Source organism: Stenotrophomonas sp. CFBP 13724 (genome assembly GCF_014841975.1).
In the GTDB taxonomy this organism is placed as follows: Bacteria; Pseudomonadota; Gammaproteobacteria; order Xanthomonadales; family Xanthomonadaceae; genus Stenotrophomonas; species Stenotrophomonas lacuserhaii.
The window spans coordinates 1,952,071-1,970,138 of the sequence record NZ_JACYUW010000001.1 but is presented as its reverse complement, the minus strand read 5'-3'; the positions used below and the strand labels follow the sequence as shown (position 1 = coordinate 1,970,138).

Here is an 18,068-nt window from a genome sequence, read left to right as displayed (position 1 = left end):
GCAGGCGTGGCGGCACGAGATTCAGCAACCGATTTGGCAATGGGCGGCCGTGCGGGGATAATCACGCGGCATTCGTTTTTGTCGCCTTCCTCTACAGACAGGTAACCGGCCAGCCCATGAGTACGATCCGCAGCATCCACGCCCGTGAAATCCTCGACAGCCGTGGCAACCCCACGCTGGAAGCCGACGTCATCCTGGAGGACGGTTCGTTCGGTCGCGCCGCAGTCCCCTCCGGCGCCTCGACCGGCACCAAGGAAGCGGTGGAACTGCGTGACGGCGACAAGACCCGTTACCTCGGCAAGGGCGTGCGCAAGGCCGTGGAGAACATCAACGGCGCCATTGCCGGCGCACTGGCCGGCTTCGATGCCGCCGACCAGGAAGGCCTTGACCGCCGCCTGATCGACCTCGATGGCACCGAGAACAAGGGCCGCCTGGGCGCCAACGCGCTGCTGGGTGTTTCGATGGCCGCCGCGCATGCCGCCGCCGCATCGAACAAGCAGGCGCTGTGGCAGTACCTGGCTGGCAAGACCGGTGTTTCACCGTCGCTGCCGGTGCCGATGATGAACATCATCAACGGTGGCGCGCATGCGGACAACAACGTGGACTTCCAGGAGTTCATGGTGCTGCCGGTGGGCTTCAGCTCGTTCTCCGAAAGCCTGCGCGCCGGTACCGAAATCTTCCATTCGCTGAAGTCGGTGCTGAAGGGCCATGGCCTGAGCACCGCCGTGGGCGACGAAGGCGGCTTCGCCCCGGACTTCCGCAGCAACGTCGAAGCGCTCGACACCATCCTGGAAGCGATCGGCAAGGCCGGTTACACCGCCGGTGACGACGTGCTGCTGGGCCTGGACGTGGCCTCCAGCGAGTTCTACGAGAACGGCAAGTACAACCTGGTCGGCGAGAACAAACGCCTGACCTCCGAGCAGTTCGTCGACTTCCTCGCTGACTGGTCGAACCAGTACCCGATCATCACCATCGAAGACGGCCTGGCCGAGAACGACTGGGCCGGCTGGAAGCTGCTGACCGACCGCATCGGCAAGAAGGTGCAGCTGGTCGGCGACGATCTGTTCGTCACCAACCCGAAGATTTTCAAGGAAGGCATCGATTCGGGCACCGCCAACGCGATCCTGATCAAGGTCAATCAGATCGGCACCCTGAGCGAAACGCTGGAAGCGATCGCCATGGCCGACCGCGCCGGTTACGCGGCCATCGTGTCGCACCGTTCGGGCGAGACCGAAGACACCACCATCGCCGATATCGCCGTTGCCACCACGGCAACCCAGATCAAGACCGGTTCGCTGTGCCGCAGTGATCGCGTGGCCAAGTACAACCAGCTGCTGCGCATCGAAGAAGCGCTGGGTGCCGGCGCACGTTACGCCGGTCGTGATGCCTTCGTCTCGTTGAAGCGCTGATCCCATGCGCAACTGGCGGTGGGCGCTGTTGGCCTTGGCCCTGCTGCTGGCATGGTTGCAGTACCGTTTCTGGTTCGGCCCGGGCAATTCAGGCGAAGTGATGACCCTGGAAGCCCAGGTCGAGCACCAGAACCGTGACAACGATGGCCTGCAGCAGCGCAATGATGCGCTGGCTGCCGAAGTGCAGGATCTGAAGGAAGGACAGGCGGCCATCGAAGAGCGCGCGCGCAGCGAACTGGGCATGATCAAGCCCGGCGAGAAGTTCTACCGCGTGGTCGAAGATGCGCCGGTGGCCCCGGTGCGTGCCCCTGTGGCCGCGCCGACGCCAGCCGATCACCCGGCCGACGTGCCATGAGCGCGGCGATCTGGGTGATCGTGCCCGCTGCCGGTCGTGGCAGTCGTTTCGGCGCCCCGGTGCCGAAGCAGTACCTGCAGGCAGGCGGCCGGACCCTGTTGGCCCACACCCTGGATGCCCTGCTGGTGCACCCTGCGGTGGCCGGTGCGATGGTGGTGATCAGTGCCGACGATGCGGATTGGCCGGGCTGGACCGAATGGTCCGGCAAGCCCGTCCTGACCTGCCACGGCGGCGAGACGCGGGCGGCGTCGGTGCTGGCCGGGCTGCTCGCGTTGCCCGACAGCGTGCGCGCCGATGAGTTCGTGCTGGTGCATGACGCGGCGCGGCCCAACCTGGCGCTGGCCGATCTCAGCCGGCTGCTGGAAGTGGGGCGCGCTGATCCGGTGGGTGCGATCCTGGCCGCCCCGGTGCGCGACACGTTGAAACGCGCCGGCGACGATGGCGGCATCGACGGTACCGAGCCGCGCGCGCGGCTGTGGCGGGCACTGACCCCGCAGTTGTTCCGTCGCCACCAGCTGGCGCGGGCACTGACCGAGGCGGCTGCCGCCGGTATCGAGGTCACCGACGATGCCATGGCCATGGAATGCCAAGGCCAGCGTCCGGTGCTTGTGGAAGGCAGCGAGGACAACTTCAAGGTCACCACGCCCGCGGACCTGGATCGCTTCGAATTCGTACTTTCCCGTCGCGCCGAATGACCGGCGCGCGCGCTGCATAGCAAAGGCTGTTCCGATGACCACGCTTCCTTTCCCGCCTGTCCGCATCGGCCAGGGTTACGACGTCCATGCCTTCGGCCCGGGCGACCACATCATGTTGGGGGGAGTGCGCGTTGCGCATACCGCCGGCGTGCTGGCGCACAGCGACGGCGATGTGGTCCTGCATGCGCTGTGCGATGCCATGCTCGGCGCGCTGGCGCTGGGCGATATCGGCCAGCATTTCCCGCCCAGCGATGACCGCTGGAAGGATGCCGACAGCAGCGATTTCCTTGTCCACTGCGACGTGTTGCTGCGCTCGCGTGGCTGGCAGGTCGGCAACACCGACATCACCGTGATCTGCGAACGTCCCAAGGTCGGGCCGCATGCCGCAGCCATGCGCGAGCGCATCGCCGAGCTGCTGCAGCTGCCGCTCGATGCGGTCAGCATCAAGGCGACCACGTCGGAGAAGCTGGGCTTCACCGGTCGCGAGGAAGGCATTGCCGCGCAGGCCATCGTGCTGCTGGTGGCGGCATGATGCCGTTGCCGCTGGCCTTTGGTGAGCCACTGTTCGCACGTGCGCTGATTCGCAGCACGCCTGATGATTTCCAGGTCGATGAACTGCCGTCCTTCGAACCCACCGGCGAAGGCGAACACCTGCTGCTGGAGATCCGTAAGCGCGGCGCCAATACGGTGCACGTGGCCAAGCTGCTGGCGCAGTGGGCCGGCCTGCCGGAGATGGCGGTGAGCTTCGCCGGCATGAAGGATCGGCACGCGGTCACCACCCAGCGCTTCAGCGTGCACCTGCCCAAGCGCGTGGCGCCGGACCTGGCCCTGCTGGCCAGCGACGAAGTGGAGGTGGTGTCCTCGACCTGGCACAACCGCAAGCTGCAGCGCGGGGCGCTGGCCGGCAACCGCTTCAAGCTGGTGCTGCGCGAAGTGGACGGTGATGCCGCAGCGATCGACGCACGCCTGCAGCAGATCGCCGAACGCGGCATTCCCAACTGGTTCGGTGAGCAGCGCTTCGGCCGCGACGGTGGCAACGTGCCAGCCGCGCTGGCGATGTTCGGCGGCCGCCGCATGCGCAAGGACCAGCGTTCGCTGCTGCTGTCGGCCGCCCGTTCGGCCCTGTTCAACCGCGTGCTTGCCGCGCGCGTGGAGCAGGGCAGCTGGGACCAGCCGATCGATGGCGAGGTGTGGATGCTGGATGGCAGCCGCAGCGTGTTCGGTCCGGAGCCGTGGAGCGAGGTGCTGGCTGAACGCCTGGCCCGTTTCGACATCCATCCCAGCGGCCCGTTGTGGGGTGTCGGCGACCTGCGCAGCAGCGATGCCGCGCGTGCACTGGAGCTGGCCGCGATCGACGATGAGCAGTCACAGGCGCTGCGTGCCGGGCTGGAAGCCGAAGGCCTGAAGCACGAGCGCCGTTCACTGCGCCTGCGTCCGGCGCTGCTGCAGCACCAATGGCTGCAGGATGGCGTGCTGGAACTGTCCTTCGCGCTGCCGCCGGGCTGCTACGCAACCGCCGTGCTGCACGAACTCGGGCCGGTCACGTAAAAAAAAGGGGACGGAGGGGATTAAGTCGTTTTCGACCGCTTTTGCCGGCCGAAAACGACTTAATCCCCTCCGTCCCCTTTTTCAACGGGCCAGCAGCACCAGTACCGCGCCGGTGCCGCCCTGCGCGGTGGGCGCGGAGTGGAAGGCCAGCACGTCGTTGCGCAGGCGCAGGTGGCGGTCGACCAGGTTCTTCAGCACCGGCGCACCGCCATCGGACTGCAGGCCCTTGCCATGGATGATCCGCACGCAGCCATGTTCGTGGTCGTGCGCCTCCAGCAGGAACTGGCGCAGGAGCTGTTCGGCCTGGGCCGCGCTGGCGCCATGCAGGTCCAGTTCGTCCTGCACCGAATACTGGCCCTTCTTCAGCCGCTGGAACATGCGCGGGGGCAGGTTGTCGCGGCGGTAGCTGAGTGCATCACCGGCATCCAGCGGAGCACCGTCGCGCAGCAGCCGGGCGAACTCTCCCAGCGCTTCCTGTTCATCACGTTCGGCCATCCGGGCCCGCGGGCGCGGCTTGGGCCCAGCCGGTGCCGGACCGCTGCCTTTGCGCAGCGGGGTAACCTGCCCGATGGCTGACCGGAACAGTTCGGCGGGATCTTCGTCATGCGGATGCGACATGCCGACAGGTTAACGCATGCCGCCACCGTCATGAGGATGCCCAATGACCCATGGCAGGGTAGGCCCTGCGACCCGCATGCGGCACAATACATGACGCACTTGCGAGGTCGCCGCCGCCGGGGGAGCGCCGTGACCACGTCCATGTCAGCAGTGATTGGAAGCGAAGTCTTGAACGATGAAGTGGTGAAAACCCAGATGCGGGTCCTGGTCAGCAATGACGATGGTGTCGATGCCCCGGGCATCGCCATGCTGGCGGCGGTCCTGCGCCAGGCCGGGCATGAGGTCACCGTGGTCGCCCCCGACCGGGATCGCTCCGGCGCCAGCAACTCGCTGACCCTGGACCTGCCGATCCGCCTCAAGCGCCTGGATCACCACACCGTCTCCGTCGCCGGCACCCCGACCGATTGCGTACACCTGGCGTTGACCGGATTGCTGGACCAGGAGCCGGACATCGTCGTGTCGGGCATCAACAACGTGGCCAACCTGGGCGACGACGTGATCTATTCGGGCACCGTCTCGGCGGCGATGGAAGGGCGTCACCTGGGGCTGCCTGCGGTCGCCATGTCGCTGGTCAGCCACAACCATGAGCCGAAGCATTTCCAGACCGCCGCGCGCGCCGCGGTGGAGATCGTGGCGCAGCTGAAGGCCGATCCGCTGCCGGCCGACACGATCCTCAACGTCAACGTGCCGGACCTGCCGTGGAGCGAGGTCAAGGGCTTCGAAGTGACCCGGCTGGGCAACCGCCACCGCGCCGAAGGCTGCATCGCGCAGAAGGACCCGCGTGGCAATGCGGTCTACTGGATCGGCCCGGCAGGGCGCGAGCAGGATTCCGGCCCGGGCACGGACTTCCACGCGGTGCGCACCGGCTTTATTTCCATCACCCCGATCCAGGTCGACCTGACGCGCTACCAGGCGTTGGAAAAAGTGGCCAGCTGGGTCGGCGGGCTGAGCGCCGCACTGGGCCGCCCGGCATGACCGCGCGCTTGCGACTGCAGCCCGAAGCGGTAGGCATCGGCATGACCTCCCAGCGCGTGCGCGATCGCCTGGTCGAGCGCCTGCGCGAAGCCGGCATCGTCGATGAGGCCACCCTCAATGCCATCCGCGTGGTGCCGCGCCATCTTTTCATCGATGAAGCGCTGGCTTCGCGTGCCTACGAAGATACCGCCCTGCCGATCGGCCACGGCCAGACGATTTCCCAGCCGTGGGTGGTCGCGCGGATGACCGAGGCGATCCTGCAGGTTGCGCCGAAGACCGTGCTCGAAGTGGGCACCGGCTCGGGTTACCAGGCCGCCGTGCTGGCGGCCGTGGGCCTGGAGGTGTTCACCGTCGAACGCATCGGCGACCTGCTGCGGCAGGGCCGCAAGCGGTTCCGTTCGCTGGCGATGAACATCCGCACCAAGCACGACGATGGCCGGGTCGGCTGGCCCGAACATGGACCGTACGACGCCATCGTAGTCACCGCCGCGGCGCCGGCGCTGGTGGATGCATTGATCGAGCAGCTGGCCCCCGGCGGCCGGCTGGTGGCTCCGGTCGGCGGGCCGGGCGCGCAGTCGCTGGTGCAACTGGATCGACTTGCCGATGGCAGCATCACGCAGTCCGTGTTGGCGCCGGTCACCTTCGTCCCGTTGCTGTCTGGCATGCTGGACTGATTTTTCACGGAGCAGGGCATTCATGAAGATTTTCGGGCCGCTGTACGAGCGCGCATTGAAGTGGGCCAACCATGAGCGGGCGCCGACTTACCTGACGGTGCTGAGCTTCATCGAAGCGATCATTTTTCCGGTAATGCCGGAAGTGATGCTGGCCCCGATGTGCGTGGCCCAGCCCAAGCGCGGCTGGTGGTTCGCCACCCTCAGCCTGTCCGGTTCGATGGTGGGTGCGGTGGTCGGCTACGCGCTGGGCCATTTCGCATTCGAGGCGGTCAAGCCGCTGCTGGACACGATGGGCATGCTGCCGGGCATCGAGCGCGGCATTGCGATCGTGCAGGCCAAGATGGCCGAGTCGCCGTGGGCGGTGTTCACCTTCTTGGTTCTGGGCGGCTTCATGCCGATCCCGATGAAGGTCTTCACATGGGCGTCGGGTATCGTCGGCGTACCGATGCCGCAGTATCTGCTGAGCATGCTGATCGGTCGCGGCAAGCGCGTTTTCGTGCTGGCCGCGGTGATCCGCATCGGTGGACCGCGCGCCGAGGCGGCGCTGCGTCGCTGGATTGAACCGCTGGGCTGGATCGCCACCGCGATGGTGGTGGCCCTGGTTGCCTGGCTTGTATGGAGGTCGAAGTTCGCATGAGTGCTGATCGTTTCAACAGGGGGCTGCGCCTGGGCGCGCTGGCCATCACGCTGACCGCGTTGACGGCCTGCGGTACCGCCACCGTGGTGCGTCCCTCCGGTTCGGGTGGCAGCGCTGCATCGGCCACGCCGAAGGCTTCCATCGCCCAGCCGGGCAAGACAGTGCGCGTGCAGAAGGGCGACACCATCTACGCCCTGGCACGCATCCACAGCATCACCCCGGCAGACCTGATCGCCTGGAACAGCCTGTCCAACCCGTCGACGATCTACCCCGGCCAGGTGATCCGCCTGTATCCGCAGGGCGCGGGCGGTGGCCGCGTGCCGACTACCGTGGTGACGGCGCCGCGGGCGTCCGGTGGCACCGCCACCACGACCCGGCCGGTGGCAACCACACCGCCGGTGCGCAGCAGCATCAGCTGGCGCTGGCCGGCCGATGGCGCGGTGGTGGGGCGCTTCGTGGCAGGTGAGACGACCAAGCAGGGCGTGGACATCGCCGGCACCAGCGGTCAGGCGGTCAAGGCTGCCGCCGACGGCGTGGTGGTGTATTCCGGCGCCGGCCTGGTGGGCTACGGCGAGCTGATCATCGTCAAGCACAACGAGCAGTGGCTGTCGGCCTATGGCCACAACCGCAAGCGTCTGGTCAACGAAGGCCAGAGCGTGAAGGCCGGCCAGCAGATCGCTGAGATGGGCCGGACCGGTGCGAACCGGGACATGCTGCATTTCGAGATCCGCTACAACGGCAAGCCGGTAGACCCGCAGCAGTACCTGCCGGCGCGGTGAGGGGTTACCGCCTAGAGCGGTTGCCGTGTTGTCTGCCTGCCTGGCGGGTGGCGGTGGGGTAGACGGGACACGGGAGCGCGTCATCGCATTCGCGCTGCCGCTCCCGCAATTTGCTGCGCAAACCGCGGGCCCCTTCTCATCGGCTTCCAGACCCCGCCGCTTCGCGGCCGCCCCTGACTCAGGGGCTCCTCCACCCGACACCTCGAGGTGCTCTGGTAGCGCCGACCCATGGTCGGCGGAATGTTCCCGCCAGCGGCCCGCTGCGCTCGCCGACCATGGGTCGGCGCTACCGATGCCCGCAGGTCCCAACGCCACCGGGATTTGTCGGGGGCGGGGTAGGGGGCGTTGGCAGGACCGTCTTTTCGCATGGATGCGAAAAGCGAGCCCCCATGGACGGGTTCACGGCGTGTCCTGCCAATGCCCCCTATCCCGCCCAACACACTGAACCCAGCGGCCAAAGCCCGCTCTCAGCGACCCACCCTCAACGTTCGAGAATGAACGCCGCAGCGACCTTGCGGCCTTCGCCGGCCAGGATGTTGAAGGTGCGTGCCGCAGCAGGATTGTTCATCACTTCCAGCCCGATGCCGCGTGACAGGCACGCCGCCATCAGCTGCTGCGACGGGAACACCTGGGTGGCGCCGGTGCCGAGAATGATCAACACCGGTTCCAGCGCCAGGATCGCCTCCAGATGGGCCGGCTGCAGCTCGGCAACCGAACCCACCGGCCAGTCTTCCACCAGCACCTGCGGGGTGACGATGAAACTGGCCGCCAGTTCGCGGTCGTTGATCCGCGCCAAGCGACCATCCGCACCGCGCAGGGTGTAGGCGTAATCAGGGGCTTCGTGGCTCAGTTGCATGAAAGGCCCGTTCGATCAGCCGCGCGGAAGCACGATCTGGCGGTTTTCCTTGCTCGGCCGGTACAGCACGGCTACGTGGCCGATGCGCTGGACCAGCGCCGCCCCGGTGGTACCGACCAGCTCGGCGACCATGGCGTCGCGGGCTTCGCGATCCTCTGCCGCCACCTTCACCTTGATCAGTTCATGGCGCTCCAGCACCTCTTCCAGCTCGGCCAGGAAGGCCGGGGTCACGCCCTTGCCGCCAATCTGGAGCAGGGCTTTGAGGTCGTGGGCTTGGCCGCGAAGGAAACGGGTCTGGGATGCGGTCAGGGCAGTGGACATGCAGGAAAGCGCTGTGACTTGGGGGGTTCAGGGTATCATGGCCACCCCATCCGGCTGTATTTACCATGGTTTCCCGCAGCAAGAGCAGCCAGCGCTGGCTGAAAGAACACTTTTCCGACCCCTACGTGAAGAAAGCGCAGGCTGAAGGCATGCGCTCGCGCGCGGCCTACAAGCTGGAAGAGCTGCTCGAACGTGACCGGCTGCTGAAGCCGCACATGCTGGTGGTCGACCTCGGCGCTGCCCCAGGGGGCTGGTCGCAGCAGGTCAGGCGGCAGATGGGCGACACCGGCCGGGTGTTCGCGCTGGACATCCTGGAGATGCCTGCGCTGGCCGGCGTGGACTTCCTTCACGGAGACTTCAGGGAGGAAGCCGTCCTATCGCAGTTCGAGGCCATGGTCGGGGACCAGCCGGTAGACCTTGTACTGTCCGATATGGCCCCCAATAAGAGTGGAATGGACGCGGTGGACCAGCCGCGGATGATGCACCTGGCAGAGCTGGCCATGGATTTCGCCGACAACCACCTCAAGACCGGTGGGGCGTTCCTGATCAAGCTGTTCCAGGGTGTGGGTTTTGACGACTACGTGCGTGAAATGCGCAGGCGGTACGACAAGGTCTCCATCCGCAAGCCGGACGCCTCGCGCAAGCGCTCCCCCGAGGTCTATGCCCTCGGACAGGGCAAGCGCGCCGTGATGAAGTAAGCTCGTCAAGCAAGCCCGACCCATGCACCAGCCCGCACAAGAGGAATACCGGAGCCAATGAGGATGAACGACTTGACCAAGAACCTCCTGCTATGGGTGGTCGTCGCCGTCGTGCTGATGGTGGTATTCCAGAGCTTCTCGCCAAAAACGAGCGGCGCCGGTGCGCCGGGCGCGACCTATTCGCAGTTCCTGGACCAGGTGGACAGCGGCGCGGTGCAGAAGGTTACCTTCGCCGGCGACATGCGCGGCGGCACCAACGAGATCACCTACACCACGCGCGGCGGGCAGACCTCCACCATCACCGCACCGTTCGATCGCGACCTGATCAACGTGCTGCGCACCAAGAACGTGGAAATCGTCCAGCAGGAGCCGTCCAGCGGAATTTCGCTGGGCGCGATCCTGATGAACTTCCTGCCGGTGATCCTGATCATCGGCTTCTGGCTGTTCATCATGCGCCAGATGCAGGGTGGCGGTGGCGGCGCCAAGGGCGCGATGTCCTTCGGCAAGTCGCGCGCCAAGCTGCAGGGCGAGGATCAGGTCAAGGTGACCTTCGCCGACGTGGCCGGTTGTGACGAGGCCAAGGAGGAAGTCGGCGAGTTGGTCGATTTCCTGCGCGACCCGTCGAAATTCACCAAGCTCGGCGGCAAGATTCCGCGCGGCGTGCTGATGGTCGGCCCGCCCGGCACCGGCAAGACCCTGCTGGCCAAGGCCATCGCCGGCGAAGCCAAGGTGCCGTTCTTCTCGATCTCCGGTTCGGACTTCGTGGAAATGTTCGTGGGCGTCGGCGCCAGCCGCGTGCGCGACATGTTCGAGCAGGCCAAGAAGCACGCGCCGTGCATCATCTTCATCGACGAAATCGACGCCGTCGGTCGTCACCGTGGTGCCGGTCTGGGCGGCGGTCATGACGAACGCGAGCAGACCCTCAACCAGCTGCTGGTGGAGATGGACGGCTTCGAAGGCGGCGAAGGGGTGATCGTCATCGCCGCGACCAACCGTCCGGACGTGCTGGATCCGGCGCTGCTGCGTCCGGGCCGTTTCGACCGCCAGGTGGTGGTCGGCCTGCCGGACGTGAAGGGTCGCGAGCACATCCTCAAGGTGCACATGCGCAAGCTGCCGCTGGCCGACGACGTCGAGCCGATGGTGATCGCGCGCGGTACCCCGGGCTTCTCCGGCGCCGACCTGGCCAACCTGTGCAACGAGGCCGCGTTGTTCGCCGCGCGCAGCAACGAGAAGGAAGTCCGCATGGACCACTTCGACCGGGCGCGCGACAAGATCCTGATGGGTGCCGAGCGCCGCTCGATGGCCATGAGCGAAGAAGAGAAGACCTTGACGGCGTACCACGAAGCCGGCCATGCCATCGTCGGCCGCCTGGTGCCCGAGCATGATCCGGTCTACAAGGTCACCATCATTCCGCGCGGTCGTGCGCTGGGTGTGACCATGTACCTGCCGGAAGGTGACAAGTACTCGATCAACCGCGTGGCGATCAATTCGCAGCTGTGCTCGCTGTACGGTGGCCGCGTCGCCGAAGAGCTGATCTTCGGCGCCGACAAGGTCACCACCGGTGCCTCCAACGACATCGAGCGTGCGACCAAGATGGCGCGCAACATGGTCACCAAGTGGGGTCTGTCCGAAACCCTCGGCCCGATCGCCTATGGTGAAGAGGACGACGAGGTCTTCCTTGGCCGTTCGGTGACCCAGCACAAGAGCGTGTCCAACGATACCGCGCGCCGCATCGATGAAGAAGTCCGCAGCATCCTGGACAAGGCGTATGCCCGGACCACCGAGCTGCTGACCGCCAACGTCGACAAGCTGCATGCGATGACCCAGCTGCTGCTGCAGTACGAAACCATCGATGCGCCGCAGATCGACGCGATCATGGAAGGCCGCGATCCGCCGCCGCCGATGGGCTGGGGCAGGTCGAACAACAACGATGGCAAGAATGGCGGTGGCAACGACAAGGGCGGCGACGCCCGTCCGGTGCCGCCGATCAGTGGCCCGGCCGAGCAGATCTGATCGCTGCTGCGCGTTGAGGGAAAAGGCCGGGGAAACCCGGCTTTTTCCGTTCAGCCAGCCCGTGCACGCAGGGGGCGGCTGCGGGACAATAGGACTACGTTTGGTTACTGACCGGAAACTGCATGTCAACGCCCCCACCCGAGCCGATTTCCCATACTGCTGAAATGGTCATTGCCACGGTGGTGGGCGTGGCCGTCGGCCTGGGCCTGGACAACCTGCTGCTCGGCTGCGTGGTCGGCATCGCGCTGGGCGTGGTGCTCAGCATCGGCAAGACGCTGTATCTGGATCGCAAGCGTCGCAGACGCTGACCATCACGGCGGGTCGCGCCGCGGCATGCCCGGCGGATCGGTTGAATTTCCTGTTGACGGCCAGCGGCCGTCGCTACCTTCGAGGGACCGCCATGTTCGACATTTCTCCCCAGCTCGATTGCGCCGGCCGCGTACTGCGCCTTGATCGTGCGCGGGTGATGGGCATCGTCAACGTCACCCCGGATTCGTTTTCCGATGGCGGCCAGCACGACAGTGCCGAGGCTGCCGTCGCCCACGGCCTGAAGCTGGTGGAAGAGGGGGCCGACCTGCTGGACATCGGCGGCGAATCGACCCGCCCGGGCAGCGCGCCGGTGCCGCTGGAGGAAGAGCTGCGCCGCGTCCTGCCGGTCATCGAGCAGCTTGCCGCACGCACTACGGTGCCGATCAGCATCGATACCTTCAAGCCGGAGGTGATGCGGGCGGCAGTGGCGGCCGGCGCCGGGATGATCAATGACATCCACGCGCTGCGGCAGCCCGGCGCTCTGGACGCCGCGGCCGACGCCGGCGTGCCGGTGGTGCTGATGCACATGCAGGGCGAGCCCGGCAGCATGCAGGCCGATCCGCAGTACGACGACGTGGTGGCCGAAGTACATCGCTTCCTGGTCCAGCGTCTGTTCGCCGCGGAAATGGCCGGCATCGCCAAGAAGAACCTGGTGGTCGACCTCGGCTTCGGTTTCGGCAAGCGCGTGGACCACAATATGACCCTTCTCGCGCGCTCGGAACGCTTCCTCGAGCTGGGCGTGCCGATGCTGGCCGGCCTGTCACGCAAGCGCACGCTGGGGGAGCTGACCGGCCGCCAGCTGCCTGCCGAACGCGTGGCAGCATCGGTCGCTGCGCATCTGGTAGCGGTGCAGCGCGGCGCGCGTATCGTGCGCGTGCACGACGTGGCCGCCACCGTGGATGCCCTGAAAGTCTGGGCCGCCGTGGAGGCGGTACCGTCGCCGCGCAAGGATGCCGCGCCTGCGATCCGCTGGCCGGACGAAGGCTGATGGCGGCAGACCGTCGACCCATTGCGATCGCGGTCATGGGCCCGACCGCCAGCGGCAAGACCGCGCTGGCGATCGATCTGGCGCGGCGGCTGGACGGTGAAATCGTCAGCGTGGATTCGGCGTTGGTCTATCGCCATCTGGACATCGGATCGGCCAAGCCGGATGCCGACGAACGCGCGCAGGCGCCGCACCACCTGCTGGACCTGTGCGATCCATGGCAGTCGTTTTCCGCTGCCGAGTTCGCACGCGCCGCACGTGCTGCCGTGGATGACATCATCGCCCGCGGCAAGCGGCCCATTCTTGCCGGCGGGACCGGCCTGTATTTCCGCGCCCTGCTGGAAGGGCTGTCGCCGATGCCGCCGGCTGACGAAGCCACCCGCCTGCAGCTGTCGGCCGAGGCCGCCGAGCGCGGCTGGCCGGCACTGCATGCCGAACTGGCGGCGGTGGATCCTGCAGCGGGCGCGCGCATCCACGCCACTGACCCGCAGCGGATCCAGCGTGCGCTGGAGGTCTACCGGCTGACTGGCCGGCCGATCAGCCAATGGCAACGGCTGCCCGGTGAGGGGCGGCTGCCGGTGCGGACCCTGAAGCTGGTGATCGCCCCGCGCGACCGCACCGTGCTGCACCAGCGCATCCAACAGCGCTTCGATGCGATGCTGGGGAAGGGCTTCCTGGACGAAGTACGTGCCCTGCGAGCGCTGCCCAACATGGCCGCGGTGATCGCGCCGCTGGACCTGCCTGCAGTGCGCGCGGTCGGCTACCGCCAGGCCTGGGAGTTCCTTGACGGCCGCGATGATGCCGCCACGTTCCGTGACAAAGCGATCTTCGCCACCCGGCAGTTGGCCAAACGGCAACTGACCTGGCTGCGCGGCGAGCTTGATGCGCGCTGGTTCGACCCCCATGTAGACCAGCAGCGGTTGATGGCGGCGGTTTCCGCCTTCGTCGCGTCCTGAAAGCGTGCCGGGCGCCTGCCGTGTACCATCGACCAGTCGGTGGGCGGCTGGGGGGCCGTGGCATCTGCCGACACCCATAAAAACAATAATCAGGAGTTAGCAATGTCCAAGGGGCAATCGCTGCAGGACCCGTTTCTGAATGCACTTCGGCGCGAGCGCGTGCCGGTTTCGGTGTATCTGGTCAACGGCATCAAGCTGCAGGGCACGATCGAGTCGTTCGACCAGTTCGTGGTGCTGCTGCGCAATACCGTCAGCCAGATGGTCTACAAGCACGCCATCTCCACCGTGGTCCCGGCTCGCAACGTCAAGCTCGGTCCGGGCGGTGGTTTCGTGCAGGCCAATGAAGATGGCCAACCGGCGGGTGATGAATCCATTGAATAATCCTGGAGTGCTACGTGTTTGATCGCTCGAAAAAGGGTGAGAACGCCCTGTTGATCCAGCCCCATTTCGGCAAGCTGGAAGAGGACGTGCTCGAAGAGTTCGGCGACCTGGCACGCTCGGCCGGTGCCAGCATCGCGGCCACCATCACCGCGCGGATCGACCGCCCCAATCCCTCCACCCTGATCGGCAGCGGCAAGCTGGACGAGGTGAAGGCGGCTGCCGACGCAACCGGTGCGGACCTGATCCTGGTCAACCACGCGTTGTCGCCGGGCCAGGAGCGCAACCTGGAAAAGTTCCTGGAGCGGCGCGTGATCGACCGCACCGGGCTGATCCTGGACATCTTCGCCCAGCGTGCGCGCAGCCACGATGGCAAGCTGCAGGTCGAGCTGGCGCAGCTGCGCCACATGTCGACCCGGCTGATCCGCGGCTGGACCCACCTGGAGCGCCAGCGTGGTGGCTCCATCGGCCTGCGCGGCCCGGGTGAGACCCAGCTGGAAACCGATCGCCGGTTGCTGCAGAAGCGCGTGGAGCAGCTGCAGAAGCGGCTGGAAAAAGTGGAGGTGCAGCGCACCCAGATGCGCCGCGCCCGCCTGCGCAGCGAGCTGCCGCGCGTGGCGCTGGTCGGCTATACCAACGCCGGCAAGTCGACGCTGTTCAATTCGTTGACCGGCGCGGAGGCCTATGCCGCCGACCAGCTGTTCGCGACCCTGGACCCGACCGTGCGGCGCATCGCGCTGCCCGGTGGCAACGTGGTGCTGGCCGATACGGTGGGCTTCGTGCGCGACCTGCCGCATGACCTGGTGGCTGCGTTCCGGTCCACCCTGTCCGAAGCGCGCGAGGCTGATTTCCTGCTGCATATCGTCGACGCCGCCGATCCCCACCGCGAAGAGCGCATCGCCCAGGTGGACGAAGTACTGGCCGCCATCGGGGCGGGCGACCTGCCCCAGCTGCTGGTGTTCAACAAGATCGACCGCATTGAAGGGGCCGAGGTGCGTCACGATGGCCACGACGGCGTGCCCGATGAATCGCGCCGCGAGCGGGTCTGGATTTCCGCGCGCGACGGCCGCGGGCTGGACGTGCTGGAAGCGGCACTGGGCAAGCGCCTGGGACTGCAGCATGTGACCGGCGAGCTGCGCCTGCCCGCTTCGCAGGGGCGCCTGCGCGCGCGCTTGCACCAGCTGGAAGTGGTCCGCGCCGAAACCGTGGACGAAGAAGGCTGGCTGCTGCAGGTGGAAATCCCGATCGCGGAGGCGGAGAAGCTGGCCGCCGGCGAAGACGGGGCCGCGATCCAGGCATTGCTGCCGGAAAAGCTGCCGGAGTGGTGATTTCACCTGCGGTTGGGGTCAGCGTGCCTTTTCGTAGTAAAAGGACGCTGACCCCGCGTTCCAGGAATGCCCCATGACCCTCCCCACCGACGACATGCTGGCCGGCCTGGCCAGCGAACTGGGCCGCACGCTGCAGGCAGCGAACCTGCAGCTGGTTACCGCTGAAAGCTGCAGTGGCGGCTGGATCGCCAAGGTGATGACCGATATCGCCGGCTCGTCGGCGTTCTTTGACTGCGGCATGGTGGTGTACAGCTACGAAGCCAAGCAGCGGCTGTTGGGCGTACGCGCGCAGACGCTGGAAGCGTTCGGTGCGGTCAGCCGCGAAACCGTGTTGGAGATGGTGTCCGGCGCATTGGTCAACTCCGGTGCGGGTATTGCCGTTGCAGTCACCGGCATCGCCGGCCCCGGCGGCGGGAGCGATGACAAGCCGGTCGGCAGTGTCTGGATCGGCTGGAAACGCCGTGGCGGGTATGCGCAGGCCCAGCTGTTCCACTTCCACGGTGATCGCGATGCGATCCGCCGCCAGACCGTTTCGGCGGCATTGAACGGACTGCTCGCCCAGCTGTGAGATGCTGCGCGCTCGCACAGCCTGGAGCATGCATCGATGTGGGAAACGCTCGGCACTGTCCGTGATCTCGGCCGCCTGCAGGAAATCGCATCGGTATTGATCCGCAACGGCTTCGGCGACCTGGTGCGGCGGATCGGCCTGGCCGACGTGCTGGAGCGGGCGGGGCGCCTGCTGCACTGGGGCGACGACACCCAGCGCACGCCGCTGACCGCCCCGATGCGCGTGCGCCGGGCGATGGAAGAACTGGGACCCACCTTCGTCAAGCTGGGCCAGGTGTTGGCCACCCGCGTGGACCTGTTTCCGCCCGACTGGATCGCCGAATTCTCCGAGCTGCAGAACGCGGTTCCGGCGCTGCCGTATGCGCAGATCCGCGAACAGCTGGAACGGGATGTCGGCGGCGATCCGGCGCAGGTATTCGCTTGGCTGGATGAGGTGCCGATGGCGGCCGCCTCGTTGGCGCAGGCGCATCGTGCGCGCCTGCACGACGGCCGCGAGGTGGTGTTGAAGGTGCGCCGTCCCGGTATCCGCGACGTGGTGGAAGCGGACCTGCGGCTGCTGGCGCGGCTGGCGGAGATCATCGAGGCGCGGCTGCCCGACCTGCGCCGTTACCGGCCAGCAGAGGTCGTTCAACAGTTCACCGGCTCACTGCGACGTGAGTTGGATTTTGCCGCCGAATGCCGCAACGCCGAGCGCATCGCGCGCGACTTCGGCGGCCGCACCGACATCCTGATTCCTTCCGTGCACTGGCAGTGGACGTGCGAAAGCCTGAACGTGCAGGACTTCGTCGATGGCATCGCCGGGCGGGACCTGGCGGCGGTTGACGCGGCCGGACTGGATCGCCGCCAACTGGCGGCGCGGGGTGCCGACATCGTGCTGAAGATGGTGCTGCAGGACGGCTGTTTCCACGCCGATCCGCACCCGGGCAACATCATCTACCTGCGCGATGGCCGGATCGGCGTGATCGATTTCGGCATGATCGGCACGCTGTCCGAGTCGCGTCGCTTCCAGGTGGCGCAGCTGCTGCACGGGCTGGTGGAGCAGGAACCCGAAGCGGTTGCCGACATCCTGCTGGACTGGGCAGGCGGGGTGGCGGTGGACGAAGGGCGGCTGCAGCAGGACATCAGCCAGTTCGTCGACCGCTATCGCGGCGTGCCACTCAAGGACCTGCGCATCGGCCTGATGCTGAGCGACATCACCCTGTTGCTGCGCAGCTACAACCTGATGCTGCCGGCCGACCTCGCCTTGATGATCAAGGCGTTCCTGACGCTGGAGGGCATGGGCCGCCAGCTCGATCCCGAGTTCGACATGGCCAGCGCGGCACGCCCGTTCCTGGAGCAGGTGGTGCTGCAGCGCTATGCCCCGCGAGCGCTGCTCAAGCGCGGCCGGCGTAGTCTGCTGGGGATGATCGAGCTGGCCGGCGAACTGCCGCGCGACCTGCGCCGACTGGTGCAGGCCGCACGCCGCGGACGCCTGCAGATCAAGGTCGAAACCAATGCGCTGAAAGGCTTCGGCGACCAGGTGAACCAGGCGGCCAACCGCATGGTGGTGGGTATCGTGACGGCTGCGCTGATCATCGGCTCATCGATCGTGATGCACAGCGTAGGCGGGCTCTCCAGCCGCTGGCTGCTGGTGTTGGGCGTGGGCGGTTTCATCGGGGCCGGGTTGTGCGGGGTGTGGATCCTGTTCTCGATATGGCGCAGCGGCCACAGGCGCTGAGGCGGCGAGCGGCGAACGGCGGAGCCCCTCGTGGCCGGCGGCTGGTTTGGAGCTGCAGCTGGGGCCGGGCGGGGAGGCTATGCGGGGCACGCGCAAGTACGTCCATGTAGCTCTTCGCGGCTCCTGCCGCTCAAGGCCCCGCAGAAAAGAAAAACATAAGCGGTAGCGCCGACCCATGGTCGGCGAGCGCAGCGGGCCGTAGGCGGGAACATTCCGCCGACCATGGGTCGGCGCTACCGCCTTTTTTCCT

At 66.8% G+C, this 18,068-nt stretch carries 21 protein-coding genes; 18 read left to right on the top strand and 3 right to left on the bottom strand.

Annotation, left to right across the window (positions count from 1 at the left end; all coding sequences use genetic code 11):
* Positions 1 to 116 precede the first annotated feature (116 nt).
* The 5 genes from eno to truD are packed head-to-tail and all read left to right on the top strand — an operon-like array spanning position 117 to position 4,007.
* A complete protein-coding gene (eno, locus tag IFT63_RS08715; RefSeq protein WP_192083844.1) occupies positions 117 to 1,409 on the top strand; it encodes a phosphopyruvate hydratase in 1,293 nt (430 codons plus the stop codon).
* 4 nt (positions 1,410 to 1,413) lie between these two features.
* Positions 1,414 to 1,764, top strand: coding sequence for a cell division protein FtsB (ftsB, locus tag IFT63_RS08710; protein WP_042613028.1), 351 nt, complete (start codon positions 1,414 to 1,416; stop codon positions 1,762 to 1,764).
* The gene (ispD, locus tag IFT63_RS08705; RefSeq protein WP_042613029.1) at positions 1,761 to 2,459 is read left to right on the top strand and encodes a 2-C-methyl-D-erythritol 4-phosphate cytidylyltransferase; all 699 of its coding nucleotides are present in this window, start codon (positions 1,761 to 1,763) and stop codon (positions 2,457 to 2,459) included. The genes ftsB and ispD overlap by 4 nt, the downstream gene beginning before the upstream one ends.
* A 34-nt stretch (positions 2,460 to 2,493) precedes the next feature.
* A complete protein-coding gene (ispF, locus tag IFT63_RS08700) occupies positions 2,494 to 2,991 on the top strand; it encodes a 2-C-methyl-D-erythritol 2,4-cyclodiphosphate synthase (protein ID WP_042613030.1) in 498 nt (165 codons plus the stop codon).
* Positions 2,988 to 4,007, top strand: coding sequence for a tRNA pseudouridine(13) synthase TruD (gene truD / locus IFT63_RS08695; RefSeq protein ID WP_192083843.1), 1,020 nt, complete (start codon positions 2,988 to 2,990; stop codon positions 4,005 to 4,007). The genes ispF and truD overlap by 4 nt, the downstream gene beginning before the upstream one ends.
* Positions 4,008 to 4,088: 81 nt before the next feature.
* Here truD and IFT63_RS08690 read toward each other — a convergent pair whose 3' ends face one another.
* The gene (locus IFT63_RS08690) at positions 4,089 to 4,625 is read right to left on the bottom strand and encodes a Smr/MutS family protein (protein WP_042613032.1); all 537 of its coding nucleotides are present in this window, start codon (positions 4,623 to 4,625) and stop codon (positions 4,089 to 4,091) included.
* A gap of 195 nt (positions 4,626 to 4,820) precedes the next feature.
* Between IFT63_RS08690 and surE the strand changes: the two genes are divergently transcribed.
* From surE to IFT63_RS08670, 4 genes are read left to right on the top strand one after another with little or no spacing between them, the layout of a single operon-like run.
* Positions 4,821 to 5,600 carry a 5'/3'-nucleotidase SurE gene (gene surE, locus IFT63_RS08685; protein ID WP_042613041.1) on the top strand — a complete coding sequence of 260 codons (780 nt, stop codon included), beginning with the start codon at positions 4,821 to 4,823 and terminating at the stop codon, positions 5,598 to 5,600.
* The gene (locus IFT63_RS08680) at positions 5,597 to 6,274 is read left to right on the top strand and encodes a protein-L-isoaspartate(D-aspartate) O-methyltransferase (protein ID WP_192083842.1); all 678 of its coding nucleotides are present in this window, start codon (positions 5,597 to 5,599) and stop codon (positions 6,272 to 6,274) included. Before surE ends, IFT63_RS08680 begins: the two co-directional genes overlap by 4 nt.
* Before the next feature lie 22 nt (positions 6,275 to 6,296).
* A complete protein-coding gene (locus IFT63_RS08675; protein WP_042613034.1) occupies positions 6,297 to 6,911 on the top strand; it encodes a YqaA family protein in 615 nt (204 codons plus the stop codon).
* A complete protein-coding gene (locus tag IFT63_RS08670) occupies positions 6,908 to 7,690 on the top strand; it encodes a peptidoglycan DD-metalloendopeptidase family protein (RefSeq protein ID WP_192083841.1) in 783 nt (260 codons plus the stop codon). Before IFT63_RS08675 ends, IFT63_RS08670 begins: the two co-directional genes overlap by 4 nt.
* Before the next feature lie 481 nt (positions 7,691 to 8,171).
* Here the strand turns inward: IFT63_RS08670 and IFT63_RS08665 are convergent, their stop codons facing one another.
* Both IFT63_RS08665 and yhbY read right to left on the bottom strand, forming a co-directional pair.
* On the bottom strand, positions 8,172 to 8,546 hold the full coding sequence (locus tag IFT63_RS08665) for an Mth938-like domain-containing protein (RefSeq protein ID WP_192083840.1): 375 nt from the start codon (positions 8,544 to 8,546) through the stop codon (positions 8,172 to 8,174).
* Positions 8,547 to 8,561: 15 nt separating this feature from the next.
* Complete coding sequence (gene yhbY, locus IFT63_RS08660; protein WP_042614911.1) at positions 8,562 to 8,867, bottom strand: ribosome assembly RNA-binding protein YhbY; 306 nt, start codon at positions 8,865 to 8,867, stop codon at positions 8,562 to 8,564.
* 65 nt (positions 8,868 to 8,932) lie between these two features.
* Between yhbY and rlmE the strand changes: the two genes are divergently transcribed.
* From rlmE to IFT63_RS08615, 9 genes are all read left to right on the top strand, one after another.
* Positions 8,933 to 9,565 (top strand): 23S rRNA (uridine(2552)-2'-O)-methyltransferase RlmE, encoded by a 633-nt coding sequence (gene rlmE / locus IFT63_RS08655; RefSeq protein ID WP_042614910.1) that lies wholly within the window; start codon positions 8,933 to 8,935, stop codon positions 9,563 to 9,565.
* 63 nt (positions 9,566 to 9,628) lie between these two features.
* Positions 9,629 to 11,578 carry an ATP-dependent zinc metalloprotease FtsH gene (gene ftsH / locus IFT63_RS08650; protein WP_042614909.1) on the top strand — a complete coding sequence of 650 codons (1,950 nt, stop codon included), beginning with the start codon at positions 9,629 to 9,631 and terminating at the stop codon, positions 11,576 to 11,578.
* Positions 11,579 to 11,700: 122 nt separating this feature from the next.
* On the top strand, positions 11,701 to 11,886 hold the full coding sequence (locus IFT63_RS08645) for a hypothetical protein (protein WP_042614908.1): 186 nt from the start codon (positions 11,701 to 11,703) through the stop codon (positions 11,884 to 11,886).
* Positions 11,887 to 11,978: 92 nt separating this feature from the next.
* Positions 11,979 to 12,875 carry a dihydropteroate synthase gene (folP, locus tag IFT63_RS08640; protein ID WP_192083839.1) on the top strand — a complete coding sequence of 299 codons (897 nt, stop codon included), beginning with the start codon at positions 11,979 to 11,981 and terminating at the stop codon, positions 12,873 to 12,875.
* The gene (gene miaA, locus IFT63_RS08635; protein ID WP_192083838.1) at positions 12,875 to 13,828 is read left to right on the top strand and encodes a tRNA (adenosine(37)-N6)-dimethylallyltransferase MiaA; all 954 of its coding nucleotides are present in this window, start codon (positions 12,875 to 12,877) and stop codon (positions 13,826 to 13,828) included. Before folP ends, miaA begins: the two co-directional genes overlap by 1 nt.
* 102 nt (positions 13,829 to 13,930) lie before the next feature.
* A complete protein-coding gene (gene hfq, locus IFT63_RS08630) occupies positions 13,931 to 14,209 on the top strand; it encodes an RNA chaperone Hfq (protein WP_042614905.1) in 279 nt (92 codons plus the stop codon).
* A gap of 14 nt (positions 14,210 to 14,223) precedes the next feature.
* Positions 14,224 to 15,534, top strand: a complete 1,311-nt coding sequence (gene hflX, locus IFT63_RS08625) for a ribosome rescue GTPase HflX (protein WP_042614904.1) — start codon at positions 14,224 to 14,226, stop codon at positions 15,532 to 15,534.
* A gap of 73 nt (positions 15,535 to 15,607) precedes the next feature.
* Positions 15,608 to 16,102: a CinA family protein gene (locus IFT63_RS08620; RefSeq protein ID WP_042614903.1), complete on the top strand. Its 495-nt coding sequence runs from the start codon at positions 15,608 to 15,610 to the stop codon at positions 16,100 to 16,102.
* Positions 16,103 to 16,138: 36 nt separating this feature from the next.
* The gene (locus IFT63_RS08615; protein ID WP_042614902.1) at positions 16,139 to 17,818 is read left to right on the top strand and encodes an AarF/UbiB family protein; all 1,680 of its coding nucleotides are present in this window, start codon (positions 16,139 to 16,141) and stop codon (positions 17,816 to 17,818) included.
* The last annotated feature ends 250 nt before the right edge of the window (positions 17,819 to 18,068 follow it).